The organism is Streptomyces sp. NPDC048275 (genome assembly GCF_040652275.1).
Lineage (GTDB): Bacteria > Actinomycetota > Actinomycetes > Streptomycetales > Streptomycetaceae > Streptomyces.
In genome coordinates, this window is sequence record NZ_JBEZLR010000006.1 from 133,407 (window position 1) to 154,836 (window position 21,430).

The following is a 21,430-nucleotide window of genomic DNA, read 5'->3' on the forward strand; positions in this document are numbered from 1 at the left end:
GCTCTCTGCCACTCCCACAGGCTCTGCGGCTGACGAGTGGTGGGTGACGTCGTTGCGGTTGCCGCCGAGCCCGGCGAGAACCGGTGGGCCTTCGGCATCGTGGCGACGGTGGCCTGCGTCATCCCCATCGTGATCGGCGGGACCCTGCTCTTCTGCGGCCCCGCGCTGCTGCGCGGCGAGGCGGACTGGGTGGGCATCGCGGGCGGTCCGCTCTCCCTCGTGGGCGCCCTGGCCGGCGTCGGCATCGGCGTGGCCGACACCGGGCTCCCACGCGACGAGCGGTGGTCGAGGATGGCCGGCTACCTGGCCGTGTTCGGTGTCTGTGTGGTCACCATCGTGCTGATCAAACACAAGGCGACACAGAGGTTTCTGCGGTGACTCCGACAGCGATCGGCCGCCCGCCCCGTCACCCGGCCTTCCTGAACAGCTCCGACATCCGGCCCCCCACCCCATGGCCCAGCACCGCCGAGTCCGCGCCGATCAGGCCGATCCGCTCGGCCAGTTCCCGGGCGTGCACGTCGACGGCGGCCTCGATGAGCTCGGCGAAAGCGTCCAGGGCGTCGTGAGCGCGGGAGCGGGCGACGGCCGCGCAGCAGACGGCGACCAAGGCGGCCGGCCACCACCAGCAGGCGAGCAGGGCGTAGCCCACGGCCCAGGCGGCGAGGCGGGCGGCGGCGGCGAAGGAGTCGTGGGCGGACTGGATCTGGCGTACGGCGGGTTCGGGGAGAATCAGCCACAGCCGTGGCCAGAGGGCGGCGAGGTCCACTCCATAGGCGGTGTGGACGCGCTCCGCCGTCGCCTGGACGCGGTCGCCGTACCAGGTGGGGCGGGTCGGTTTGCGTAGCGCGACGCGGTCGCGGGCCTCGGCGAGGTTCTCGATGCGCGCCTGGATGTCCGGCGGGGCCGACGGCCGGCCGTTGGGCGCAGAGATGCCGTTGTGGGCCTCCTCGTACTGCGTGTCCAGGTCCAGCCACCTGCGGGTGCGGCGGGCGGTCAGGGCACGGGACAGCGGGTCGCGGCCGAACCGGAGCCAGTACCGCTCGATCGCGCCGCCGAGGAACTGCGCGGAGAGTGAGGCCGCGGTCGCGGCGAGCAGGACGAGGGAGACCAGGAGCGCGGCGGTACCGGCGCGGTCGAGGGCGGGTCGGGTCGCGAGGTCGTCCAGCGTGGTGCGCAGCCGGTCGATGTCGTGCCAGTGGTGGTGTCCCAGGGTGGTGCCGACGGCCGTGGCGGCGAGGAAGAGGGCGCCGGGAAGGACCAGCAGATTCAGCCAGCGTTCGGCGAGTTTGCCGCCCAGAGTGGCGAGGAAAGGGTTCATACCGGCGGGGTCACTGGCCGGGGCCCAGACGGCGCTTGCGCATACGGGTGCCGTTGACGGCGCAGGGCGGGGCGGGGAGCAGGTCGCGGGCCCGTTCGACCCGGGTGCACTGGGCCGGTCCGGGACATACGGCCACCTTGATGTCGTGCGAGATGCCGGGGACCCTCGCGCTCCGGGACTCGTTGACCAGGCCCCGTGCGTCTCCCGCTCGGCGCAGCGCCATGTCCAGGTCGCGGTAGCAGGTGGCGAGTTCGTCGGCGCTCGCGCCCGACCGCAGCAAGTCCCTTGCCCGCTCGGCCAGGTCCCGGACGTCGGGATCCTCCAGGTCATCGGGCGAGCCGAGCAGGGCGCACACCGCCGCGGCCCGATCGTCGGCGTGAGGGACGGGGGCAGATGCGGTCATGGTCCAAGTGTGCCGGAGATCAAGCGGAGTTGAGCAGGAGTTGACATGCTGTCGGGAGGGACGGCTGGGGGAGTGACGGCGTGAGGTACGACCGGGACTGGTTTCTTCAGGCGGTTCGCGTGCGTCTCGACCGGGCCGGGACGGCGGACGGGCGTGTGGACGCGGACGTGGTGTTCGGCCCCGCCGCGGATGCCGAACTGCGGGGACTGCTGCGGACCTGCGACACGAGGACCGACATGGAAGCCCGGCACGCGGCCGGCTGGCTCTGCGTCGCCCGTGCGATGGCCGACCCCGGGCACCGTGGCGCCGTACACGGGTGCATGGCAGGGACCCTGCTCTACCCGGTGTGGGTCGCCGGTCCGGCGTTGGTGCCGCCGCAGTTGGCGGCGGGCTACGCGGCCAACGATCCAGCCATCCACCCCGACCCTGCGAACGCGGACGGTCCCCACGAGTGGGCGGCCCAGGTCGCCGCGTTCGAGATCGTGGCGGAAGGGCGGCAGCACAACCCGCCGCCGGGCGCTTCCGAGTCCGTCCGCAGGCTCCACGAGATGGCCGTACTGCTGGCCACCATGTCGCCCTCGCGCGACGCCCGGCTCGCCACTGCGATCGGGCTCGCCAGTCTCGCCGTACTCGCGACGCCGGAGTACGACCCCTGGTTCCCGGGCCGGCTCAGAGGTGCCACCGACTTCGTGACCCTCACGGGGGCGACGTGGCCGTTCGGGGACCTGCCGGACGCGGATCCGGTCCGGTTCGTCCGCGGTGCCCTCAGGCGGATCCCGGCCGCCTCCCCCGAACGGGTCCTCGTCCTCGCCGGTCTGGGCCGCCTGCTCCTGGACCGCTACCTGGAGTCGCACGACGCCGAGGACCTGCACGAGGCGGTGGGGATCGCGCGGGACGTATTGGCCCAACTGCCGTCCGGCCACCCGCATCTCCCCGACGGCTTCGGCGCCCTGGGGCAGGCGCTGGTGCTGCTGCGGCAGGTGGAGGGCGCGACGCCCGAGCAGTGCGACGAGGTGGTGGATGTGTGCCGCCGGGCCGTCGACGGCCACCTGAAGGGACCCGCGGCGGCGGGGCACGACCTGGGCATGGCGCTCGTTCTCAGGGCGCACCACACCGGCCGGGTGGCGGATCTGGACGAGGCGATCGCCGTGTTCACCGAGGCGCTGCGGGCGGCAGGGAATCCGGGAGAGACCGCCGCCCTGCGCAACGCTCTGGGCAACGCCCTGCGCGCCCGCTCCGTCGCGACCGGCTCCCAGGCCGATCTGGACGCGGCGCTCGGCTTCACCGACCTCTCCATGGTATCCGCGGAGGGCCCGCAACTGCCGCTCATCGCCCCCGCGATGGCCCTGTACAACCGCTACCTGCGCGACCCGACGGCGAACGGGGCGGACCTGGACGAGGCGCTGCGCCAACTGCGCCGCGCCGAGAAGCTCATGGCACCGGACCACCCGGACCGTCCCGCGGCGCTCGACGACCTCGGCCTGGTGCTGATCGCCTGCTTCCAACGCTCGGGAAACCCGGAGGAGTTGAACGAGGCCGTACTGGTCCATCGGGAGTCGGTGGCCCTCACCCGGGAGGGGCACGGGTCGCTCGGGCTGCGGCTGCTCAACCTCGGTGCCGCGTTGAGTCTGCGGCACCGGCTGACCGAGGACGGCGACGACCTGCGGGAGGCCGAGGCGTGCCGGCGCCGGGCCGCCGAACTGCCCGGCATGGGCCCCGCGCACGAGGCGGCGCTGGCGAGCTCGACCGGCCTCAGTCTCATGGCGGGCTTCGAGCGTGCCCCCGACCCCGTCGCCCGGCTCGACGAGGCGGTACGGCTCCTGAGGCAGGCGCTCGCCCTCACCCCGGAGGGCGACCCGAAGCTGCCCCGGCGCCGCCACAACCTCGCCGTCGCCCTGCTGCTCCGCATCGCGAAGACGATGCGGATCGACGAGGCACGCGAGGCACGCGAGCTGGCCGACTTGGTGATCGCGGCGCTGCCACAGGACTCCCCCGACCTGCCCAGTGCCCTCACGGTGGCCGCGAACGCACGGCTCCTGAGCCCCCGCACCCTGCTGTCGTCGGCCGCCCAGGACGAGGTGGTCGCGCTGTACCGCCGGGCGGTCGAGGCCACCCCGTCCGGCCACCCCACACGCACCCAGCGCCTGGCGAACCTGGGCACGGCCCTGCGCGGTGTGGGGCTCCGCCGCCGTCGCCGTCAGGCCGATCTGGTCGAAGCGGCCGAGCGACTCCGGGAAGCGGCCCTGGAGCAGCAGTGCGCGCCCGCCCTGCGCCTGGACGCCGCACGGGATTGGGGTGACGTCCGGGCGGAGCTGGGTGACTGGGCCGGCGCCCTGGACGGCTATGTCGTGGCGGTCGACCTGCTGCACTCCGTCGCGCCCCGCCATCTCGTCCGTGACGACCAGGAGTTCCTGCTGAGCCGTACCGTCGGGCTGGGCGCCGCCGCCGCTGCGTGCGCGGTGCGCTGCGGCCGGCCCGGACTCGCGGTCGGCCTGCTCGAACAGGCGAGGGGCGTGATCCTCTCCCACGCCTTCGACGCTGACAGCGATCTGACCCGGCTCCGGGAGACCGCCCCCGGCCTCGCCGACCGCTTCGAGGAACTCAGGGAGGTCCTCGACACGGCGACCGACAACCTGGGGCCCCTGCCGGAGGAACCGCCCGGCCCCGCCGACGCCCGCGCCGATGTGCGGCAGCGGCTGGCCGCCGAGTGGCGCGACCTCACCACCCGGATCCGAGCCGAGCATCCCGAACTGGGCCTGCTGCGGCCGGTGCGGGACTGGGACGAGGGCGAACTGCGTGCCACGGCAGCCGCGGGCCCGGTGGTCCTGGTCAACGTCTCCCCGTACGGCAGCCACGCCCTGGTCGTCACCGAGCACGCCATCGACGCCGTACCGCTCCCGGACCTCGACCCGAAAACGACGGCGACGCGCCGACGGACCTTCCAGGACGCGCTGGTGCGCATCGACGCACCGGAAACCTCGCGCAAGCAGTCCCAGCGCGCGCAGCAGGACGTACGGGAGACCCTCGCCTGGCTGTGGCGGGCGGTCACCGGCCCGGTCCTGGACCGGCTGCCCGGGGCGGCCCGTGTGTGGTGGTCGCCCGGCGGCCTCCTGGGCACGCTGCCCCTGCACGCGGCGGCCCCTGCGGACACCGACGCCGCTCCCGGCGCCCTGGACCGGGTGGTCTCCTCGTACACGCCGACCCTGCGGGCCCTGCACCACGCCCGTCGGCGGGCCGCCCGCGCGGCGGGCGGCGGAACCCTCGTCGTCAGTGTTGCCGAGGCCGCCGGACAGGCCGCGCTCCCGGGTGCCCGCAGCGAGGCCGACCATCTGGCCCGTCTGCTCCCGGGGGCGGAGCTGCTGGCGGACGCCGCCGCCACCCACTCCGCAGTCGTGTCGGCTCTGCACCGGCACGCCTACGCCCACTTCGCCTGCCACGCCCTGGGCGACCTGGAACGCGCCTCGGGCAGTCGGCTCGTCCTGCACGACCATACCGAACGCCCGCTGACCGTCCGCGAGTTGGCCCGGCTGCGGCTGCCGTCTGTCCGGCTCGCCTACCTGTCCTCCTGTGACACCCTGCTCACCAGTCCCGAGCTCGCCGACGAGGCCGTCCACATCGTCAGCGCCTTCCAGATGGCGGGCTTCCCCCATGTCGTCGGCTCCCTGTGGCACGTCGACGACATGATCGGGAGGGAGGTGGCGCTCGGCGTGTACGACGCCCTGGACCGGGGCGACGGCACGCTCGACGTCGCCCGCACGGCCGAGGCCCTGCACGGCGCCGTACGGACCCTGCGCGACACCTATCCCCAGACGCCCAGCCTGTGGGCGTGCCAGGTACACGCGGGGCCCTAATGACTCGCCTTCTGGAGATCCGGCTCCTTGAGCCCCAACCCAGACACCCCGCTCGCATCAGGCGGCATGTCTCATGAGTGACCACGGTGATCTTCGGGCGGGGGTGCGGGGGTAGAGGGTTCTCCGGGCAGGCGTCGGACGGGGGATGCAGAGCTGCCGGGACTATCGGCGGGCGGCCTTGCGGGGCGCTGGCGCCGCTGTGGGAGCGGAGGTGTTCAGGCGCGGGGCGGTGCGCGGCGGCATCGAGGTCCGGAAGTCCGGGTGCCATGCGTGCGGTTTGGCCACGAATTGGGTGCGCGGGTCGGTGTCCCACGCGACCACGGGGCCGCGGTCGTACGCCTGCAGAGCGATCACTTCGATGCCGTGCTTGTTTTGGCAGAAGGCGTGTCCCGCGCAGGTCGTGTCGGATTGGCGGAGTCGGGTGGGGGGCTTCGTGTCGGCCCTGTACTCCCTGCACCTGCTCCAGTCCGCCTTGGTGTACGTCAACACGCTGCTGCTTCAGGACATCCTGTCCGAGGAGAAGTGGCAGGCCCGCCTCACCGACGCGGACTGTCGGGCGCTGGACCCACGTGAACCCATACGGCAGGTTCGAGCTGGGCAATGGCATCGCTGCTCGACATCGCGCTGCCGACTGTGCCCGACTCCCGCACCGGGGCGAACGCGGACATAGGGCGACCGTTGTTTGACAGTTCGGAGGCGTGAACTACCGGGACAGGCGCAGGTTCCGGCTCCTGATCCCAAGTTTCGGCTTCGGTCTACGTCTGCTCGGTGGACTGCTGGGCGGCCTCGCGTGCGCCGGCGCTGACCAGCCCTGTCTCGTAGGCGACGATCACGGCCTGGACACGGTCACGGAGCCCGAGCTTGGCGAGGATGCGGGCGACGTGCGTCTTGACGGTCGCCTCGGCCAGGTGGAGGCGGGTGGCGAGTTCGGCGTTGCTCAGTCCTCGGGCCAGCAGGCCGAGGACCTCCAGTTCGCGCGGGGTGAGCGAGGCGAGGTCGCGGTGGAGGGCGGCGGTGTCGCTGCCGCGCTGGGCGAACCGCTGCACGAGGCGGCGGGTGATGGCGGGCGCCAGGAGTGCGTCGCCGGTGCGGACCGTGCGGACGGCCGCGGTCAGCTGCTCGGGGGTGACGTCCTTGAGGAGGAAGCCGCTGGCCCCGGCGGACAGTGCCGCGTAGACGTACCGGTCGAGGTCGAACGTGGTCAGGATGATGACGCGGGGTTCGCCGGGGGCGCCGGTGAGGATGCGGCGGGTGGCCTCCAGGCCGTCCATCTCGGGCATCCGGACGTCCATCAGGACCACGTCGGGACGTGTACGGCGGACCGCTTCGACCGCTTCGGCTCCGTTGGTCGCCTCGGCGACGACGTCGATGCCATCGGCCCTGAGGATCAACCGGAATCCAGTGCGGACCAGGGTCTGGTCGTCGGCGAGGAGCACACGCAGCGGCTCGGTCACGGTGCCTCCAAGGGGATCAGGGCCTCCACACGGTAGCCGCCGGTCCGGCGTCGGCCGGTGTTCAAGGTTCCGTCGTAGACGGCGAGGCGCTCGCGCAGGCCGATCAGGCCCCGGCCGCTTCCGGCGCCCGCGCCCGGGTGTCCGCCGGTGTCGGTGACTTCCACCCGGAGCTGCTGCGGGCCGTATTCGACGGTCACGGCGGCGGCGGCGCCGGACGCGTGCTTCACGGTGTTGGTCAGGGCTTCCTGGACCACGCGGTAGGCGGCGAGTTCGACTCCGGGCGGGAGGGGACGGGGCGGGCCGGTCACGGTCAGGTCGACGGGCAGTCCGGTGTCCCGGACCCGTCCGACCAGCTTTTCCAGCTGGTCCAGGCCGGGTTGCGGGGCCGGCACCGCCGCCGTATCGGCGAGGTCCGCACCTTCGTCCGTCCCCTCTCCCTCGTCTGTCATGGTGAGCAGTCCCATGACGTGGCGCAGCTCGGTCATGGCCGCCCGCCCGCCCGCCTCGACGGCGAGCAGCGCCTCGCCGGCCTCCTCGGGGGAGGTCTTCATGATCTTGCGGGCGGCGCCCGCCTGGATGATCATCACGCTGACGTTGTGCGTGACGACGTCGTGCAGTTCGCGGGCGATCCTGGCCCGCTCATGCTCGACGGCCCGGCGCAGCGCCTCGGCCTGTTCGCGTTCCAGGGCAAAGAGCCGGGTGCGGCCCTCGTCGGTTCGGAGTTTCCAGGTACGCAGTCCGACGGCGGCCACGGCCATCGGGACCAGGATCAGCAGTGCGATGTATTCGTTGGGGACGATCGGTGTCACCGAGTTCCCCGAGGTGCCGACCAGGACGACCGACACCGGCAGCGCCGCCAGGGTCGCCACCCGGTACGGGCTGTACACGGCGGCGCTGTAGACGGCGATGACGAACGCGTAGAAGGTCAGCCGCATGACGCTCTGCGGTGTGGCCAGTGTCGCGGCCGTCACGACGCACAGCACGGCGAGCGGGTAGCGGCGGCGCAGCGCCAGGGCACCCGAGGCGATGGCCGCGAGGGTCACCATGAAGGCCAGGCCGCCGGGACCGGACGGGCGCGCAATGACGTACTCCACGCCGGGCGCGATCTCACGCACCACCACGTTATTGGCATTGTCGATGCCGTAGTAGACGGTGGCGATTCCCAGGACCAGTGCCACCAACGCGTCGAACTGCCAGGCGCGCCGGGTGGGCCGCAGCGGTGGACCGCTCGGAAGCCTGGCGTCGCGGACCGTCCGGCGGGCGGCTCCCCGCAGCCGCTCCAGCGTCGTACGTGCGTCCGTCACGGGATCATTGTCGCCGCCGCGCGGGGCCCTCCGAGTCCGTCCCGGTGGTCATTCCCACCGCGCCGGATACATCACCCGCCTACATCGCAGGGATGACGTTCGAGGGGCTCATCCCAGCGCGGTATCGCAATGGGTTCGGGCGGGGGACGTGTGCGGGCCGGGCCCGCTCCTAGCGTTCACGCAGCCAACTGCCCGTACCAAGGAGCTCTCATGACCATGCCGGTGATCGAACTGCGCGAGGTGAGCCGCCGGTACGACGACGGCGCGCCCGCTCTGCACGAGGCGTCGCTGACCGTGCAGCCCGGCGAGGCCGTCGCGATCCTCGGCCCTTCCGGCAGCGGCAAGTCCACCCTGCTCAATCTGATCGCGGGCCTGGACCGGCCCGATACGGGGACCGTCACCGTGGACGGGGTGCGGGTGGACCGGCTGGGCGAAGCCGGATCGGCGCTCTACCGGCGGTCGAAGATCGGCATGGTCTTCCAGTTCTTCAACCTGCTCGACGATCTGACCGTCACCGACAATGTCGTCCTGCCCGCGCGTCTCGCGGGTATGACACGTGGCGAGGCGGACCGCCGGACGGCGGAACTCCTGGAACTGCTGGGCATCGACCGGCACGCCCGCGCCTACCCGGGGCGGCTGTCCGGCGGTGAGCGGCAGCGCGTCGCGGTGGCCCGGGCGTTGATGAACCGGCCGGCGCTGCTCCTGGCCGACGAGCCGACCGGCGCCCTGGACACGGCCGCCGGACAGGACGTCAGCAGGCTGCTCACCGGCCTCAATGCCGAGGGCCAGACCATCGTCGTGGTCACCCACGACCTGGCTCTGGCCCGGTCCTGTACGAACCGTACGGTCCGGATCGCCGACGGCCGGATCACCGAAGACGTCCGGTCGCAGGCCGTCGCCTCGGAGGCCGTCCGATGAGCGCGCTCGGAAAGGTGGTGCGCTCGGGGGTGGGACGACGCCGGGTGCAGACACTGGTGATCGGGCTCGCCACGATGATGGCGGTGGCCGCCTCCGTCCTCGGCGGATCGCTGCTCGTGGTTTCCGGCGCGCCCTTCGACGACGCCTTCGCCGAGCAGCACGGCGCGCATCTGTCCGTGCAGTTCGACGCGGGCAAGGTGAGTGCCGGGCAGTTGTCGAAGTCCAAGGACGCCAAAGGGGTGAGCAGGTCCGCCGGGCCGTTCCGTACGACGACGGTCACCCCGCGGTCGGAGGGGGCGGGCCCCGAGTGGCCGATGACCGTGGTCGGCCGGGGCGATCCCGGCCGGGACGTGGACGAGGTGGTGCTGCTCGACGGGCGGTGGCCCACGCGCTCCGGCGAGATCGTGCTGTCCGCCAACTCCTCGATCTTCGCGACCATGGGCATGAAGATCGCCTTCCCCGGTCTGCCCGGCGGTCCGACGCTGACGGTGGTCGGTGTGGCCCGCTCGGTCACGCAGACCGCTGATGCCTGGGTGGTTCCGTCCCAGATGCCGGCGCTCATCGCGCCCGGGAGCGGCGGCTACCAGATGCTGTACCGCTTCACCGACGCGGGCACCGCCGCGCAGATCACCGCGGGCGGCAAGGCCGTGACGGCGTCCATGCCGCCGGGAGCGGCCGTCGGCGAACAGTCATGGCTCACCGTCAAGAAGACCGCCGCGCAGGACACCGCCCTCTACGTCCCGTTCCTCATCGCGTTCGGCACGCTGGGCCTGGTCATGTCGGTGCTCGTCGTCGGCAACGTCGTCGCGTCGGCCGTCGGCACGGGAACGCGCCGCATCGGCATCCTCAAGGCCGTCGGCTTCACCCCCGCCCAGGTCGTGCGGGCCTACGTGGGCCAGGCACTGATCCCGGCCGCGGTCGGCACGGCCCTCGGCGTCCTCGCCGGCCATCTGCTCGCCGTCCCCGTACTGGCCGAGACCGAGGAGGTCTACAGCGCCTCGTCCCTGACCATCGCTCCCTGGGTCGATCTGGCGGTGATCGCCGGAGTGCTGGGCCTCGTGGCGGCGACCGCTTGGGCGAGTGCCTGGCGGGCCGGCCGGCTGCGTACGGTCGACGCGCTCGCCGTCGGACGTAGCGCTTCGGCGGGACGCGGCCGGTGGGCGGCCCGTCTGGCCGGACGGCTGCCGTTGCCGCAGCCGCTCGCCCTGGGCCTGACCCGGCCCTTCGCGCGGCCCGCCCGTGCGCTGGCCATGGGCACGGCGATCCTGTTCGGTGCCATCGCCGTCACGTTCACCGTGGGGATGGGAGCCACGCTCGGCCAGGTGATGAAGGCCAGGGCCCATGACGCCGCCGATGTCGTCGTGCCCGCGCCCTTGCCGGACTTCGGACCCCAGGGCCCCGCCCCCGAGAAGCAGCCCGAGGTCGATCCCGCCGCGGTCGCGGCGGGCATCGAGGCCGCCGCCGGAACCGGGAAGTACTACAGTGCCGCGACGGTACGGGCGACCGTGTCCGGCCTGACCGGCACCGTCAACGTGAACGCCTTCACCGGCGAAGCCTCCTGGGGCGGCTACACGATGGTCTCGGGCCGCTGGATCGACAAACCCGGCGAGGCCGTGGTCCCGACCCCCTTCCTGGCCGCCACCGGCACCCGCCTCGGCGACACCGTCACCCTGAACGGCCTGGCCGAGCCGGTCACGGTCCGGATCGTCGGCGAGGTCCTCGACCCTCGCAACGACGGCATGCAGGTCTTCACCGACGCTTCGACCCTCACGTCTGCCCATCCCGACCTGACGGAGACGAGCCATCACATCGCGGTCACCTCAGGCACCGACGTGACCGGCTACGTCGACGCGCTGAACAAGGACTTGGCACCGCTGGGGGTCACCGCTCGGGCCGGTGGGCTGGACGCCGGCGGCGACGTGGTCGTCACGCTCAACGCGCTGTCCGCGATCCTCACGCTGATGCTCGTCGCCGTGGCCGCGCTCGGCGTGCTCAACGGTGTGCTGCTCGACACCCGCGAGCGCGTCCGGGAAATCGGTATCCACAAGGCGCTCGGCATGACCCCCCGGCAGACCATCGCGATGGTCCTCACCTCAGTCGTCGTGACCGGACTGGTCGCGGGCACTCTGGGCGTGCCGCTGGGCGTAGCCCTGCACGGCTGGGTCATGCCCGCGATGGGCGACAGCGTCGGGCTCCGCCTCCCCGGTTCCGTCATCGCCGTCTACCACGGGGCCGAGTTGCTCCCGCTTGCACTCGGCGGCCTGCTCATCGCCACCCTGGGTGCGCTCCTGCCCGCCGGCTGGGCCGCCAGGGCCCGAACTGCCACGGCCCTGCGCACCGAATAGGAGGTCAGGTTCAGAGCTCGTGCCGCCGACCTCCACCGCAAGGAGCGTTGGGGGTCGGTTGGCTGGTTCCCTCCAACTGGCGCGGGACGCGGGAGTTCCGGAGCTCTTTCAGCCCCGGGATGTGGCTGTGGAGCCTGCTGATGGAGACGCCGAGGGTCTTGGCGATGGTGGTGACGCTGTTGGCCAGGTCGGGCAGCATGTCGCGGGCACCCGGATGAGGTTCTCGTTGACGAAGGTGGGGCGCCTTCCGTACGGCCGCGGGCAGGAACGCGGTCGAAACACCGGTGACGGACACCACGGCCCACGCGGTGGCTGCGGACAGCCCTCGCCCTGCGAGGTAGTACTGCAAGGTCACCACGAGCGGCAGGTGGATGATGTAGACGGCATAAGCGGAGGCCGCCAGTTCCTTCGAGAACCGCCCGCTTCCTCGCGGGGAGCGCCGGCCCTCCGTTCGGGGTGATGACGAGCTGTCCGTCCATGTAAGAGGTCGCGCAGATAGGCGCGGTGGGGAGCCCGGTGCAGCCATCGGGGAGCGAGTTGCGGCGGAGATGAGAATTTCGCGGGGTACTCGCCCTGCTGCGGCGAGGGCGCGGCCCACTGGGTAGGCGTGGGTGCCTGCCAGGAGTTTTCCGCGGCGACCGCTGAGTACCACGTCGATGGAGCCTATGGTGCTGTGCGATTCCCTGGTTCTGTCCAATCGCCGCAGTGTTTGGCGGGCGACTGCCTCCGCGCTGTCGTACAGGGTGGTTCCGGCGGGCAGGCTCTGCAGAATCTCCGGCGCCACCAGGGGGGTAGTACGTGCATCCCAGCACCACGGAGTCGCAATTTTGGGGAGTTCGCTCGGCCGCGTCGGCAATCGCTTCCACTGCTGCGGCCCTGTCGCCCTGGTCGATCGCCTCGGCCAGACCGGGGCATGCGACACGCGCGACAGGCCGGCCGTTCGCGTAGTCCGCGATCAGGCGATCCTGGTAGTCACTCGACGTGGTGCGGACGGTTGCCCACACGGCGATGCCTTGGCCGTGATGATGGTGTCGGCGAGGTCGAAGAAGGCATTGATGACAGTGGCGCGGCGTTCGTAGCAGCGGGCGAGGCGGTGGAAGGCGTTCCGCCAGGCATGGGTCCGTTCGACATGCCACCTCTGGCTTGCCTGGGTGGGCGCCTTCTCACCTCTGTGCGCGATGCGGCCGTGCAGGCCGCGTTCGTCGAGCAGGGTGTGGGTCTTGTCCGAGTCGTAGCCGGCGTCCAGGTGCACGGTGATGTCGTCGGGGAGCGGTCCCAGGTCGTCCAGGCGGTCCAGGGTCGGGGCGAGTAGCGGGGAGTCGTGGCGGTTCGCTCCGGCCAGCACGCGCCCCAGCGGAATTCCGTCCTAGCCCATTCAGCAACCCTTTACGAAGGGGGCCTGAGCTCGATGAGAAATTCTTGGTCGCGGGCCCCCGAGCAGCGCCCCTGGACAATCTCCGTGCCCTCACTCATGTCTTGGTCGCGAAGCGCAAGGCATTGTTCTGTGGCGGCAGGGCGGATGCGGAAGTGTGACGCATTCGGGGGCCCGATGGGTTCGAGCCGGAATCGCTGAGCAGGATTCTCTTCGGCGCAGTCGTCCCGCGGTTCGACCAGATCGCGGCCGGGACCATCGATGAGGACGGTAAGGCAGCCGATTCCGTACTTCGGATGGTGCCATTGAATCTGCACCGTGTTCTCACCGATGGGTTCGACGTAGGTGCGGGGCTGGACAGCCTTCGTGCAGGGAAATTGCGCCGCGATTGCCGTTGAGTAGCTGCGTGTCCGATCCCGTCCTTCAGTAAGGCACAGTTTCGGTGTGCGGGCGGGGTGGATCTGTGCCCAACTGCCGACGTCCAGGATGGCCAGTCCCTGTACTGGATCTGTGCTCGACGGTCTGCGCTCTGATGCGAACATGGTCGACAGCACCGCCTGGATACCTAGCACTGCGCCGGCTCCGACCGCCACCGCGGTGACCAAGCCCAGCTGACGGCGTCGCCGTCCGGCAGGTGTCTCACTGCGGCTTTCCGAGGCGTCCGGCGACTCGTTTCGGGCGGTGCCGGAGGCAGGATCGCTCAGGGGTGTACCGGATGGCTGATCAGCCACAGAAAGGCGCCTACGAGCATCGAGCCACGACCTGACGTGGTCTTCATCAAGCCCGCAGGCGCGGGTGAACGCGGCGACGAGCGGCTCGCGGGGCAGCGTGCTGCGACCGAGAGCAGTTGCGATCGTACTGGCATGCAGCGTATCCCCTTGAGCTGCCGCCTTCTGTTCCAGCTGCCGGTAGGTCAACTCGGACCATGTGCGCAACTTACGCAGCGCTGCGATGAAATCCGCCGGTGTACGAGCTTGATCCGGTTTTGGCGCGCCTGAAGTTAACCCGGTCTGCGTGTTGTCCCCCGTCTGCTCCACCGTCCAACGGTAGCTGGTGTCACTGGCCGCATACCGACGAAAACTCGCCAGAAAAGAACGCCGATCGGATGTGTTCGGAACAGGTGAGCACCGTTCCGAACAGACTCGAATGTCCTTTTGCTTGTCTGTGGCCATCTTCTTCGGAAGCATCTTGGCCGTTGTCGCCGGCGGGTCCGCTAATGGTCTTGCTCTTTTGCCCGAGTAGAGGCTGATCGCGTGATCGAAAAGCGGTCTCGACCGGCGACCGCTCCAGGAACGAGAATCATCTGTCCCTGAGAGCGATCTCGGGGTAAGGGGGAGAATTGAAGAAGAGATACAGAGCCCTGGCGGTCATCGCGGGGTTACTGCTGACGTTTCCATCAGTACAGGCGTCGGCCATAAGTGAGACTCCAACGACTCGGGCGGAGTCGCTGTACAGCGACTCCCCTCAGCAATTCAGTACTGCTGCTGATACGCAGGTCTCCAGCAACTGTGAATCGGTTCGCAGCAGCCTCAAGCGGCTCCTCAGCCGGCATCCGGACAAGTACGCCTCGTGTGTTGCACCCGGTCCTGTTACGGATGCACGCAACGCCCTCGCGGGCGAGATCTCCACGCGCGCCATCGTGGACATCCCGGAATGGTGCAAAGATCATGCCTTCGATGGCTGGTGGATGACTCGCACGCAGGCATGCATGATCCGCACAGTGACGGTGAACGTGTGGGACCTCCGTGGGAGACTCGTCGGGCAGCTCCACGCCAACGAGTACAACTACTCCTACACGGTGCCGGACCTCACCCGGTGGGCGTATCAGATCCAAGTCTCCAAGCTGAGTACGAGCTGGGGCAGAGTCGGCGGGGCAATGGTGTCCGGGCATGCGTCATGCTCCGGAGCCTGCAGGCTGCTCCAGTCCCTCTTCCCGCCCCAGGTCGTGAAGAACGACGGCGAGGAGAGCGGTGAGGCGTACTTCAATTCCACCGCCACAACAAGGGGGTCTAGGGGGGATTCGCGCGCACAGTGGAAATATCAGTACAACTCGACGCAATGGGTGCTACCGCCTGAGGAAATAAACAGTGTTGCACCTGTAACCCGAGGGGACCACGCCTTACCCGGCAGGAACACGCGACCGGGAGTGGTATTCCCCGAGAGTGTCCCGACGATGAGGTACAGCCTCACAGGGTCCTATCCGGAGCTGGCCAAGCATATTCAGGAGGCCCAAAAGTCTGGGCTGCCCGGAGGAACCAAGGCCAAGCCCCTGACGCGAATAACTGGGTCTGCGGTGACCCGCAATCGCGACCGGTCATGTCCGCGCGGCCCTAACGCCTACCCGCGTCCGTCAGGCAAGACTTGTGATGAGTACCCGATGGCGTCGACGCGGCAGGGAGCTTCGACTGCTCGGCCGCGAGGCCCGGCTCGAACCTACGATCCGATCGCGTGCCATATCGCAGAGCCGGTTCGCAGAGGCCCTCGTGGTTACAGCGTCTGCATGATCAATGGGTCGCAGAACCGTGACGGCGGTAACGCTCTGAACCGCTTCTACATCGACCAACGAGTGCTCGCCGACGATGAATTCACTGTCGTGATCGAGCCGTAGCTGGTCAGTCAGCGAGGAGTCTTCCATGACCGATTCCCAATCGGGAGGCCCGGTGAACGTCGACGCCAGCTACAACACCTTCTGGCTGGTCGACACCGACCAACTGCCGATGGATGCGGGCGAAGTGTCCAATGGCCTTGTCGCGGTGACACAACCTGGCGCGGCCGTGGTACTCACTGGTGTCCATACGGGCCCGGTCGCGGTGAGTGTCGAGGCGCGCACCACACCGCCTGCGGCGACCAGAGCCGCAGAATGGGACGAGGTCGTGGAAGTCTCCTTGGAATCTCCGAGCGGTCACCTTCAGGTCGCATCCCCCCAAGGCTATGTGCAGGGAGAGTTGCCGGAGCTGACCGCTGCGGGCCCAGGAATGTACTGGCTGCGTGTCCATGCCCAGGGCCGTAGCAACCGTATCAACGGCGCAGTTGAGGAATCAGCCGAAAGATATCTGCTTATCGCATGGCCTCGCGATGCCGGACCCATGCTGCCGCCCTCACGCGAGGTGCGGAGCCGTCTCGAGTGCAGGGGTGATGCGTTCTCAGAGGGCGGTACGTGAGCTGATGCCCGTTCCGGCCTTTCGGTTGGGGCAGGCAGAGTGGTCGCGGGTTCGCTGGGTGGTTATGGCCGCGGCTGGGTGAACAAGCCCTGCTCGGTTTCGACCAGGATCCCGCGCTCGGCCAGCCGCTTGAGTTTCAGGCGGACGTTGTTGATGTTGTTGGGCGCGATCTCCACGTCCATCGCCTCGCATACCGTCCGCGCCCGCAGCGGGGCGTCGGCCGTGGCGAACACCGCCATGATCTGCTGGTAGGCGGGATGGTCCGGCAGCTTCGTGGCCAGAGGCGCGGGCGGCTGCGGATCGGGCAGCTCCAGCAGCGTCTTGCGGGTGATCCGGATCTCCTCGGCGGCCTTGTCGAACCCCCCGTGGTCGGCGACGGCGGTCGATTACCAGGCCCAACACGTCAACGGCCAGGCCGCGCTTACGGCCTGGCACTTTTTTTGCCGCGTCCCGTCCGGTCGTGTCCGCGGGCAGTCCGGCGGCCGCGTGCAGACTCTGGGTGTCGAGCACCACCGGACTGGGGTCGGCTGACCGGCCCTTCTTTTCGCGGACCTGCCGGCGCAGCAGGTCATGGATGGTCTGGTCGGTGCCGTCGTCGCGCCACTTGCAGAAGTGGTACTTCACCGCGCCGGCGGGCGGCAGGTCGTGGGGGAAGGTAGTCCCACTGCCAGCCGGTGCGGGACTGGTACAGCGGGGCGTTGACGATCTCCCGCATGTCGTAGTTGCCCGGTTGGCCGCTGACGGAGGGGCGTCGGCCCTTCCAGGCGGTGATCACGGGCTCGATCAGGGCCCAGCGCTCGTCGGATAAGTCGCTCTTGGTAGGGCTGGCGGTCGTTTATGGGGGACACTCCAGCACGGCCGGGCCCCCTGTCAGCGCTTATGCGGCGGTCCCACACGTTCCGGTGACGACAAATGCGACATCACGTCTATCGCCCTCTCAGAGCCAGTCCCGCCGCTTGAAGATGACGTACAAACTGGTGCAGACAACCGCCATCAGGACGATCGCGAAGGGGTATCCGAACACCCAGTGCAACTCCGGCATGTGCTCGAAGTTCATGCCGTAGATCGTCCCGACCAGCGTCGGAGCGAACAAGATGGCCGCCCACGACGAGATCTTCTTGATCTCCTCGTTCTGTTCGAAGCCGGCCTCGGCCAGTGCGCGCATTTCGGCGTTCTGTTGCTGGGTGACCAGGGTCGCGTTGACGGTGAGGATGTCGGTGAGGGCCTGGCGGAAGCTGTCGACGCGCTCGCTGGTGTGGGTGACGTGGTCGGCGACGTCGCGCAGGTAGCGCTGGAGTTCCTCGTCCGTGCCGTACTTGGCGAAACCCGCCATCAGGCCGTGCAGCATGCCGACCAGGGGACGGGTGGCGCGCTGGAACTCGACCATTTCGCGGGAGAGTTCGTAGATGCGGCGGGAGACCTTGGGGTCGTTGCGGAAGACCTGGGTCTCGATCTCGTCGATGTCGTTCTGGACGCCCGAGACGACGGGGGCGTAGCCGTCGACCACGGAGTCGAGGATCGCGTAGAGGACGGCCTCCGGTCCGAGCTTCAGCAGTTCCGGGGTGTCCTCCATGCGGCGCCGCACCGTCGAGAGGTCCGGCGCCGCGCCGTGCCGGACCGTGATCACGAAGTCGGGCCCTACGAACACGTGCAGCTCGCCGAAGTCGACCTCCTCGGCCGCGTCCAGATAGCGGGCGGCGCTCAGGACGACGAAGAGCGTATCGCCGTAGCGCTCCAGCTTCGGGCGTTGGTGCGCCTCCATCGCGTCCTCGACGGCGAGCGGGTGCAGGTCGAACTCGGCGGCCAGGGAGAGGAGTTCGGCCTCCGTCGGACGGGCCAGGCCGATCCACGCCATGCCGGCCGGCTGTTCGCGCAGCTCGCGGAAGGTGTCGGCGAGGGAGGAGGGGGTCGAGACGCGTACGCCGTCGCGGTACAACGCCGCCTGTACGACGCTGCCGGCGTCGGCGGGTTCCGGCACCGGTGAGTCGGGCTGGGGCGCGGAGGGCTGTGCGGGCGTCGCGGCCGGTGGGGTGAGGGCGCGCCGCCAGACGGACTTCCTGGCGTTCTTCGAGGTCGGGCGGGGGCGTCGCTCCGGCATCGCGGTGCCTCCCCTGTCGAACGGACTTCTCTGTGATCACGGAGCAGGATATACGGGTCAAATTACCGTTCAAGTGGTGTGGCGCTGGAGCGGGCGTACCGACCGAGGCGCCAGGCAGAGATTTCCTGGACTTGCGGACAGAAGGTGTCCGCAAGTCGCGTTAGCGTGCGCGGCATGACGAGGACGAACGGCACGACGACGAACGGCATGAGCGAGGGCGGCATGCGCGCGAGCTCCCCGAAGGGGCGCAGCGCCCGGGGCCGCCTCGTCAAGTCCATCCCGGCGGCACCCGTGCTCGGCACCCGTGCCCTCAACCGCGCCACCCTCGAGCGACAGCTCCTCCTGCGCCGCTCCGTCCGCACCGCCACCGACGCCGTCCAGCACGTCGTCGGCCTTCAGGCGCAGAACGTGAAGCCGCCGTACTACGCCCTCGCCGCCCGGCTGGAAGGGTTCCGGCCCGAGGAACTGTCGGCGGCCATGGAGGACCGTGCCGTCGTACGCATCGTCACCCTGCGCTCCACCATCCACACCCACACCGCCGACGACGCGCTCATCCTGCGCCCGCTCGTCCAGGCCGCGCGCGACCGGGAGCTGGGCACCTTCCGCAAGGGGCTCGCGGGTGTCGACCTGGACCGGCTCGCCGCGATCAGCCGGGAGCTGGTGGAGGCCGAGCCGCGCACCATGAGGCAGTTGCGGGAGGAACTGCTCCTGGAGTGGCCGGACGCGGACCCGTTCGCGCTCTCGGTCGCCGCCCGCTGCCGGCTGCCGCTGGTCCAGGTCACCCCGCGCGGACTGTGGGGTCGCAGCGGCCAGGTCGCGCTCACCACCGCCGAGCACTGGCTGGGCCGCCCTGCCGAGCCCGCGCCCGCTCCGGACGCGACCGTGCTGCGGTATCTCGCCGCGTTCGGGCCCGCCTCCGTCAAGGACATGCAGACCTGGGCGGGTCTGACGCGGTTGCGTGACGCCTTCGAACGGCTGCGGCCGCGACTGGTCACGTTCCGTGACGAGAGCGGCGTCGAGCTCTTCGACCTGCCGGACGCGCCTCGCCCCGACGCGGACACCCCGGCCCCGCCGCGTTTCCTGCCCGAGTTCGACAACCTGCTCCTCTCGCACGCCGACCGCTCCCGGGTCGTTCCCGCCGACTTCAAGGGGCGCAGCTGGGCGGGCAACCAGGCGTACTGCACGCTGCTCGTCGACGGCTTCCTTGCGGGCGTATGGCGGCAGGAGGGGGACGTCCTCACCATCGAGCCGTTCGGCAGGTTCACGAAGGTCCAGCGGGACGAGGTGGTGCGGGAGGCCGAGCGGATGCTTCAGATGATGGCGGGCTCATCGTCGTACGACATCCGGTTCGGGACCGTCACCAAGTGAGTCCGCCCGGGCTGCTTCTTGGCCGGCCGACAGGGGCCGCGTGACGAGGTGCCGGCGGACAGTTGGGCACTGCGGGGAAGCTGGCCGCCGACAAGCAGAGGGATGGACAGGGGGCGTTGCGGGCCGCTCGTGGAGGCCCGCAACGCCCCCTGGCTCTTACCTGAGGGATGCTCAGGGGTCGTCGGTGACTACGAGTTGATCTGCGTGGTCACCAGGTTCGAGAAGGTGGTCAGGCGGGTGTAGACGCCGGGGTAGCCGGCCTCGGCGCAGCCCTCGCCCCAGGAGGTGATGCCGGCCAGGACGCCGTCGATGAGCAGCGGGCCGCCGCTGTCGCCCTGGCAGGTGTCGACACCGCCGGAGGTGTATCCGGCGCAGACCATGTCGGAGGCGATGAAGTCGGAGCCGTAGGAGCTCGCGCAGCTGGAGTTGGACACGATCGGGACGGTCGCGGTGCGCAGCTGGTTGGAGGAGCTGCCGTTCGCGGAGGTGGTACCCCAGCCGAGGACACGGGCGGTGGCGCCGGTCGCGTACACGCCTGTCTGCGAGGCCGAGACGTACGACGCCGGGGTGTACGACATCGACGTCGACAGGGTCAGTACGGCCACGTCGTCGCCGTTGGTGGCGTCCGTGTAGTCGGGGTTGATCCAGATCTTGCTGACCCGGCTGACGGTGCCGTTCGTGCCGTTGAGGTAGGTACGGCCGCCGACGACTCTGACGCTGCTCGTGGTCTCGCCGACCATGCAGTGGGCGGCGGTGACGACCTTCGTCGCCGAGACGAGCGTGCCGCCGCAGAACTGGTTCTGCGAGGCGTCCGTGATCTGCATCATGAACGGGTACGCGGTGGTCGTGGTCGTCGTGCCGCCGACGATCGGCTGGGGGGCGGCGACGGCGCCGGGTGCGCCCAGGAGAGCGGTCGCGGCGGCGGCAGCGGTCGCCACACAGAGAGCGGCGGTCTTCTTGGCGTGGTTGAGCCCGAACATGGATCTCCTCAGAAAATTGCCGGTGGGGGGACGCGCGGGTGTGGGGGGTGAGACACGGTGTCTTTGGGCCGACGCCGTGTGCCCGAGCGAGCGGCACGACGCTCACGCTAGAAGCGGGGGCGCTCCGCTTCCAAGGGGGGAACTCCCTAGGCGCGTTGGGGGAGGGAAAACCCTTGGCCGCGCGGCCCGGCGTTTAACGCGAGGTCGCGTCCGCTTGGTCCCGTCCGCTTGGTCCCGTCCGTCCTGGGGGCTGCCGCCCCCAGACCCCCGCTTCGGCCCGAACGGCCTCGTCCTCAAACGCCGAACGGGCTGGGTGTGCCCGACCGGCATGTGAAGGCCCAGCCGCGGGCCTGAGGGTTCGGGCCCGGGGTTTGAAGGTTCCGCCCGGGTTGGCCGGGGGTTTGAGGGTTCCGTCTGGGGTTTGACGGTTGGTTGGGGGGCTTGGGGGGCTTGGGGGGCCGTCCGGGGTTGATGCTTGGCTGGGGGTTTGAAGGTTCCGTTCGGGGTTTGACGGTCGGTCGGGGGTTGAAGGCTGTGTCGGGGGGTGACGGTCGGTCGGGGTTTGAAGGTTTGCGCCCGGGGGTTTGATGGTTGGTCGCGGGTTTGAGGGTTCCGTTTCGTTCGGGTTTGACGGTTGGTCGGAGGCTTGAGGGTTCAGGTCGGGGTTTGACGGTTGGTCCGAGGTTTGCGGTCTCCCGCACAGGTTTCGACAGGTTTCGACGGTTGGCCGGGGACTTGAAGGTCTTAGCCGGGGCTCGAAGGTTTGCAGCGCCGGGCGGCAATCTTTAGCCCGTCCGGCGTTTGAGGACGAGCCCTTCGGGCGAGCGGGGGTGCGGGGACGGAGCCCCCGCGGGCAGA

At 69.9% G+C, this 21,430-nt stretch carries 17 protein-coding genes and 3 pseudogenes; 8 read left to right on the forward strand and 12 right to left on the reverse strand.

Annotation, left to right across the window (positions count from 1 at the left end):
• The first annotated feature begins 39 nt into the window (after nucleotides 1-39).
• A complete protein-coding gene (locus AB0D57_RS06385; RefSeq protein WP_362067634.1) occupies nucleotides 40-378 on the forward strand; it encodes a hypothetical protein in 339 nt (112 codons plus the stop codon).
• Nucleotides 379-406: 28 nt separating this feature from the next.
• On the opposite strand, the gene AB0D57_RS06390 is transcribed toward AB0D57_RS06385, so the two are convergent.
• Both AB0D57_RS06390 and AB0D57_RS06395 read right to left on the reverse strand, forming a co-directional pair.
• Entirely contained in the window at nucleotides 407-1,318 is a 912-nt protein-coding gene (locus AB0D57_RS06390; RefSeq protein WP_362067636.1) for a hypothetical protein, read from the reverse strand.
• A gap of 10 nt (nucleotides 1,319-1,328) precedes the next feature.
• Nucleotides 1,329-1,721: a hypothetical protein gene (locus tag AB0D57_RS06395; RefSeq protein WP_362067638.1), complete on the reverse strand. Its 393-nt coding sequence runs from the start codon at nucleotides 1,719-1,721 to the stop codon at nucleotides 1,329-1,331.
• A gap of 80 nt (nucleotides 1,722-1,801) precedes the next feature.
• On the opposite strand from AB0D57_RS06395, the gene AB0D57_RS06400 reads away from it, so the two are divergent.
• A complete protein-coding gene (locus AB0D57_RS06400) occupies nucleotides 1,802-5,572 on the forward strand; it encodes a CHAT domain-containing protein (protein ID WP_362067640.1) in 3,771 nt (1,256 codons plus the stop codon).
• A gap of 162 nt (nucleotides 5,573-5,734) precedes the next feature.
• Here the strand turns inward: AB0D57_RS06400 and AB0D57_RS06405 are convergent, their stop codons facing one another.
• Nucleotides 5,735-5,926 carry a hypothetical protein gene (locus AB0D57_RS06405; RefSeq protein WP_362067642.1) on the reverse strand — a complete coding sequence of 64 codons (192 nt, stop codon included), beginning with the start codon at nucleotides 5,924-5,926 and terminating at the stop codon, nucleotides 5,735-5,737.
• 85 nt (nucleotides 5,927-6,011) lie between these two features.
• Here AB0D57_RS06405 and AB0D57_RS06410 point away from each other — a divergent pair.
• Nucleotides 6,012-6,168, forward strand: a pseudogene (locus AB0D57_RS06410) (Tn3 family transposase); the annotation flags it as partial.
• A 159-nt stretch (nucleotides 6,169-6,327) separates the two neighbouring features.
• On the opposite strand, the gene AB0D57_RS06415 reads toward AB0D57_RS06410, so the two are convergent.
• Together AB0D57_RS06415 and AB0D57_RS06420 are read right to left on the reverse strand one after the other, a co-directional pair.
• Entirely contained in the window at nucleotides 6,328-7,026 is a 699-nt protein-coding gene (locus tag AB0D57_RS06415; RefSeq protein WP_362067644.1) for a response regulator transcription factor, read from the reverse strand.
• Nucleotides 7,023-8,309 carry a histidine kinase gene (locus AB0D57_RS06420; protein WP_362067717.1) on the reverse strand — a complete coding sequence of 429 codons (1,287 nt, stop codon included), beginning with the start codon at nucleotides 8,307-8,309 and terminating at the stop codon, nucleotides 7,023-7,025. The genes AB0D57_RS06415 and AB0D57_RS06420 overlap by 4 nt, the downstream gene beginning before the upstream one ends.
• A gap of 231 nt (nucleotides 8,310-8,540) precedes the next feature.
• Here AB0D57_RS06420 and AB0D57_RS06425 point away from each other — a divergent pair, with 231 nt between their 5' ends.
• Both AB0D57_RS06425 and AB0D57_RS06430 read left to right on the forward strand, forming a co-directional pair.
• Nucleotides 8,541-9,248, forward strand: coding sequence for an ABC transporter ATP-binding protein (locus tag AB0D57_RS06425; protein ID WP_362067646.1), 708 nt, complete (start codon nucleotides 8,541-8,543; stop codon nucleotides 9,246-9,248).
• Nucleotides 9,245-11,593 carry an FtsX-like permease family protein gene (locus AB0D57_RS06430; protein ID WP_362067648.1) on the forward strand — a complete coding sequence of 783 codons (2,349 nt, stop codon included), beginning with the start codon at nucleotides 9,245-9,247 and terminating at the stop codon, nucleotides 11,591-11,593. Before AB0D57_RS06425 ends, AB0D57_RS06430 begins: the two co-directional genes overlap by 4 nt.
• A 10-nt stretch (nucleotides 11,594-11,603) precedes the next feature.
• Here the strand turns inward: AB0D57_RS06430 and AB0D57_RS06435 are convergent, their stop codons facing one another.
• From AB0D57_RS06435 to AB0D57_RS06445, 3 genes and pseudogenes are all read right to left on the reverse strand, one after another.
• Nucleotides 11,604-11,951, reverse strand: a complete 348-nt coding sequence (locus tag AB0D57_RS06435; RefSeq protein ID WP_362067650.1) for a hypothetical protein — start codon at nucleotides 11,949-11,951, stop codon at nucleotides 11,604-11,606.
• Nucleotides 11,952-12,548: 597 nt separating this feature from the next.
• A pseudogene (locus AB0D57_RS06440) lies at nucleotides 12,549-12,956 on the reverse strand (transposase); the annotation flags it as partial.
• 23 nt (nucleotides 12,957-12,979) lie between these two features.
• On the reverse strand, nucleotides 12,980-14,002 hold the full coding sequence (locus AB0D57_RS06445; protein ID WP_362067652.1) for an XRE family transcriptional regulator: 1,023 nt from the start codon (nucleotides 14,000-14,002) through the stop codon (nucleotides 12,980-12,982).
• Nucleotides 14,003-14,304: 302 nt separating this feature from the next.
• On the opposite strand from AB0D57_RS06445, the gene AB0D57_RS06450 reads away from it, so the two are divergent.
• Entirely contained in the window at nucleotides 14,305-15,573 is a 1,269-nt protein-coding gene (locus tag AB0D57_RS06450) for a hypothetical protein (protein WP_362067654.1), read from the forward strand.
• 25 nt (nucleotides 15,574-15,598) lie between these two features.
• Nucleotides 15,599-16,126 carry a hypothetical protein gene (locus AB0D57_RS06455; protein ID WP_362067656.1) on the forward strand — a complete coding sequence of 176 codons (528 nt, stop codon included), beginning with the start codon at nucleotides 15,599-15,601 and terminating at the stop codon, nucleotides 16,124-16,126.
• Nucleotides 16,127-16,188: 62 nt separating this feature from the next.
• Here the strand turns inward: AB0D57_RS06455 and AB0D57_RS06460 are convergent, their stop codons facing one another.
• The 3 genes and pseudogenes from AB0D57_RS06460 to AB0D57_RS06470 form a co-directional block, all read right to left on the reverse strand.
• A complete protein-coding gene (locus AB0D57_RS06460; protein ID WP_362067658.1) occupies nucleotides 16,189-16,365 on the reverse strand; it encodes a hypothetical protein in 177 nt (58 codons plus the stop codon).
• A 145-nt stretch (nucleotides 16,366-16,510) separates the two neighbouring features.
• Nucleotides 16,511-16,913 (reverse strand): annotated as a pseudogene (locus AB0D57_RS06465) (transposase); the annotation flags it as partial.
• 150 nt (nucleotides 16,914-17,063) lie between these two features.
• Nucleotides 17,064-18,224 carry a magnesium and cobalt transport protein CorA gene (locus AB0D57_RS06470; RefSeq protein WP_362067660.1) on the reverse strand — a complete coding sequence of 387 codons (1,161 nt, stop codon included), beginning with the start codon at nucleotides 18,222-18,224 and terminating at the stop codon, nucleotides 17,064-17,066.
• A gap of 222 nt (nucleotides 18,225-18,446) precedes the next feature.
• Between AB0D57_RS06470 and AB0D57_RS06475 the strand changes: the two genes are divergently transcribed.
• On the forward strand, nucleotides 18,447-19,592 hold the full coding sequence (locus AB0D57_RS06475; RefSeq protein WP_362067719.1) for a winged helix DNA-binding domain-containing protein: 1,146 nt from the start codon (nucleotides 18,447-18,449) through the stop codon (nucleotides 19,590-19,592).
• 188 nt (nucleotides 19,593-19,780) lie between these two features.
• On the opposite strand, the gene AB0D57_RS06480 is transcribed toward AB0D57_RS06475, so the two are convergent.
• On the reverse strand, nucleotides 19,781-20,572 hold the full coding sequence (locus tag AB0D57_RS06480) for a serine protease (RefSeq protein ID WP_362067662.1): 792 nt from the start codon (nucleotides 20,570-20,572) through the stop codon (nucleotides 19,781-19,783).
• Nucleotides 20,573-21,430: the final 858 nt, after the last annotated feature.

Coding starts and splice junctions, on each gene's coding strand:
- AB0D57_RS06390 (WP_362067636.1), bottom strand. CDS start 1,318: ATGAACCCTTTCCTCGCCACTCTGGGCGGCAAACTCGCCGAACGCTGG.
- AB0D57_RS06395 (WP_362067638.1), bottom strand. CDS start 1,721: ATGACCGCATCTGCCCCCGTCCCTCACGCCGACGATCGGGCCGCGGCG.
- AB0D57_RS06425 (WP_362067646.1), top strand. CDS start 8,541: ATGACCATGCCGGTGATCGAACTGCGCGAGGTGAGCCGCCGGTACGAC.
- AB0D57_RS06430 (WP_362067648.1), top strand. CDS start 9,245: ATGAGCGCGCTCGGAAAGGTGGTGCGCTCGGGGGTGGGACGACGCCGG.
- AB0D57_RS06455 (WP_362067656.1), top strand. CDS start 15,599: ATGACCGATTCCCAATCGGGAGGCCCGGTGAACGTCGACGCCAGCTAC.
- AB0D57_RS06460 (WP_362067658.1), bottom strand. CDS start 16,365: ATGGCGGTGTTCGCCACGGCCGACGCCCCGCTGCGGGCGCGGACGGTA.
- AB0D57_RS06470 (WP_362067660.1), bottom strand. CDS start 18,224: ATGCCGGAGCGACGCCCCCGCCCGACCTCGAAGAACGCCAGGAAGTCC.
- AB0D57_RS06475 (WP_362067719.1), top strand. CDS start 18,447: ATGCGCGCGAGCTCCCCGAAGGGGCGCAGCGCCCGGGGCCGCCTCGTC.
- AB0D57_RS06480 (WP_362067662.1), bottom strand. CDS start 20,572: ATGTTCGGGCTCAACCACGCCAAGAAGACCGCCGCTCTCTGTGTGGCG.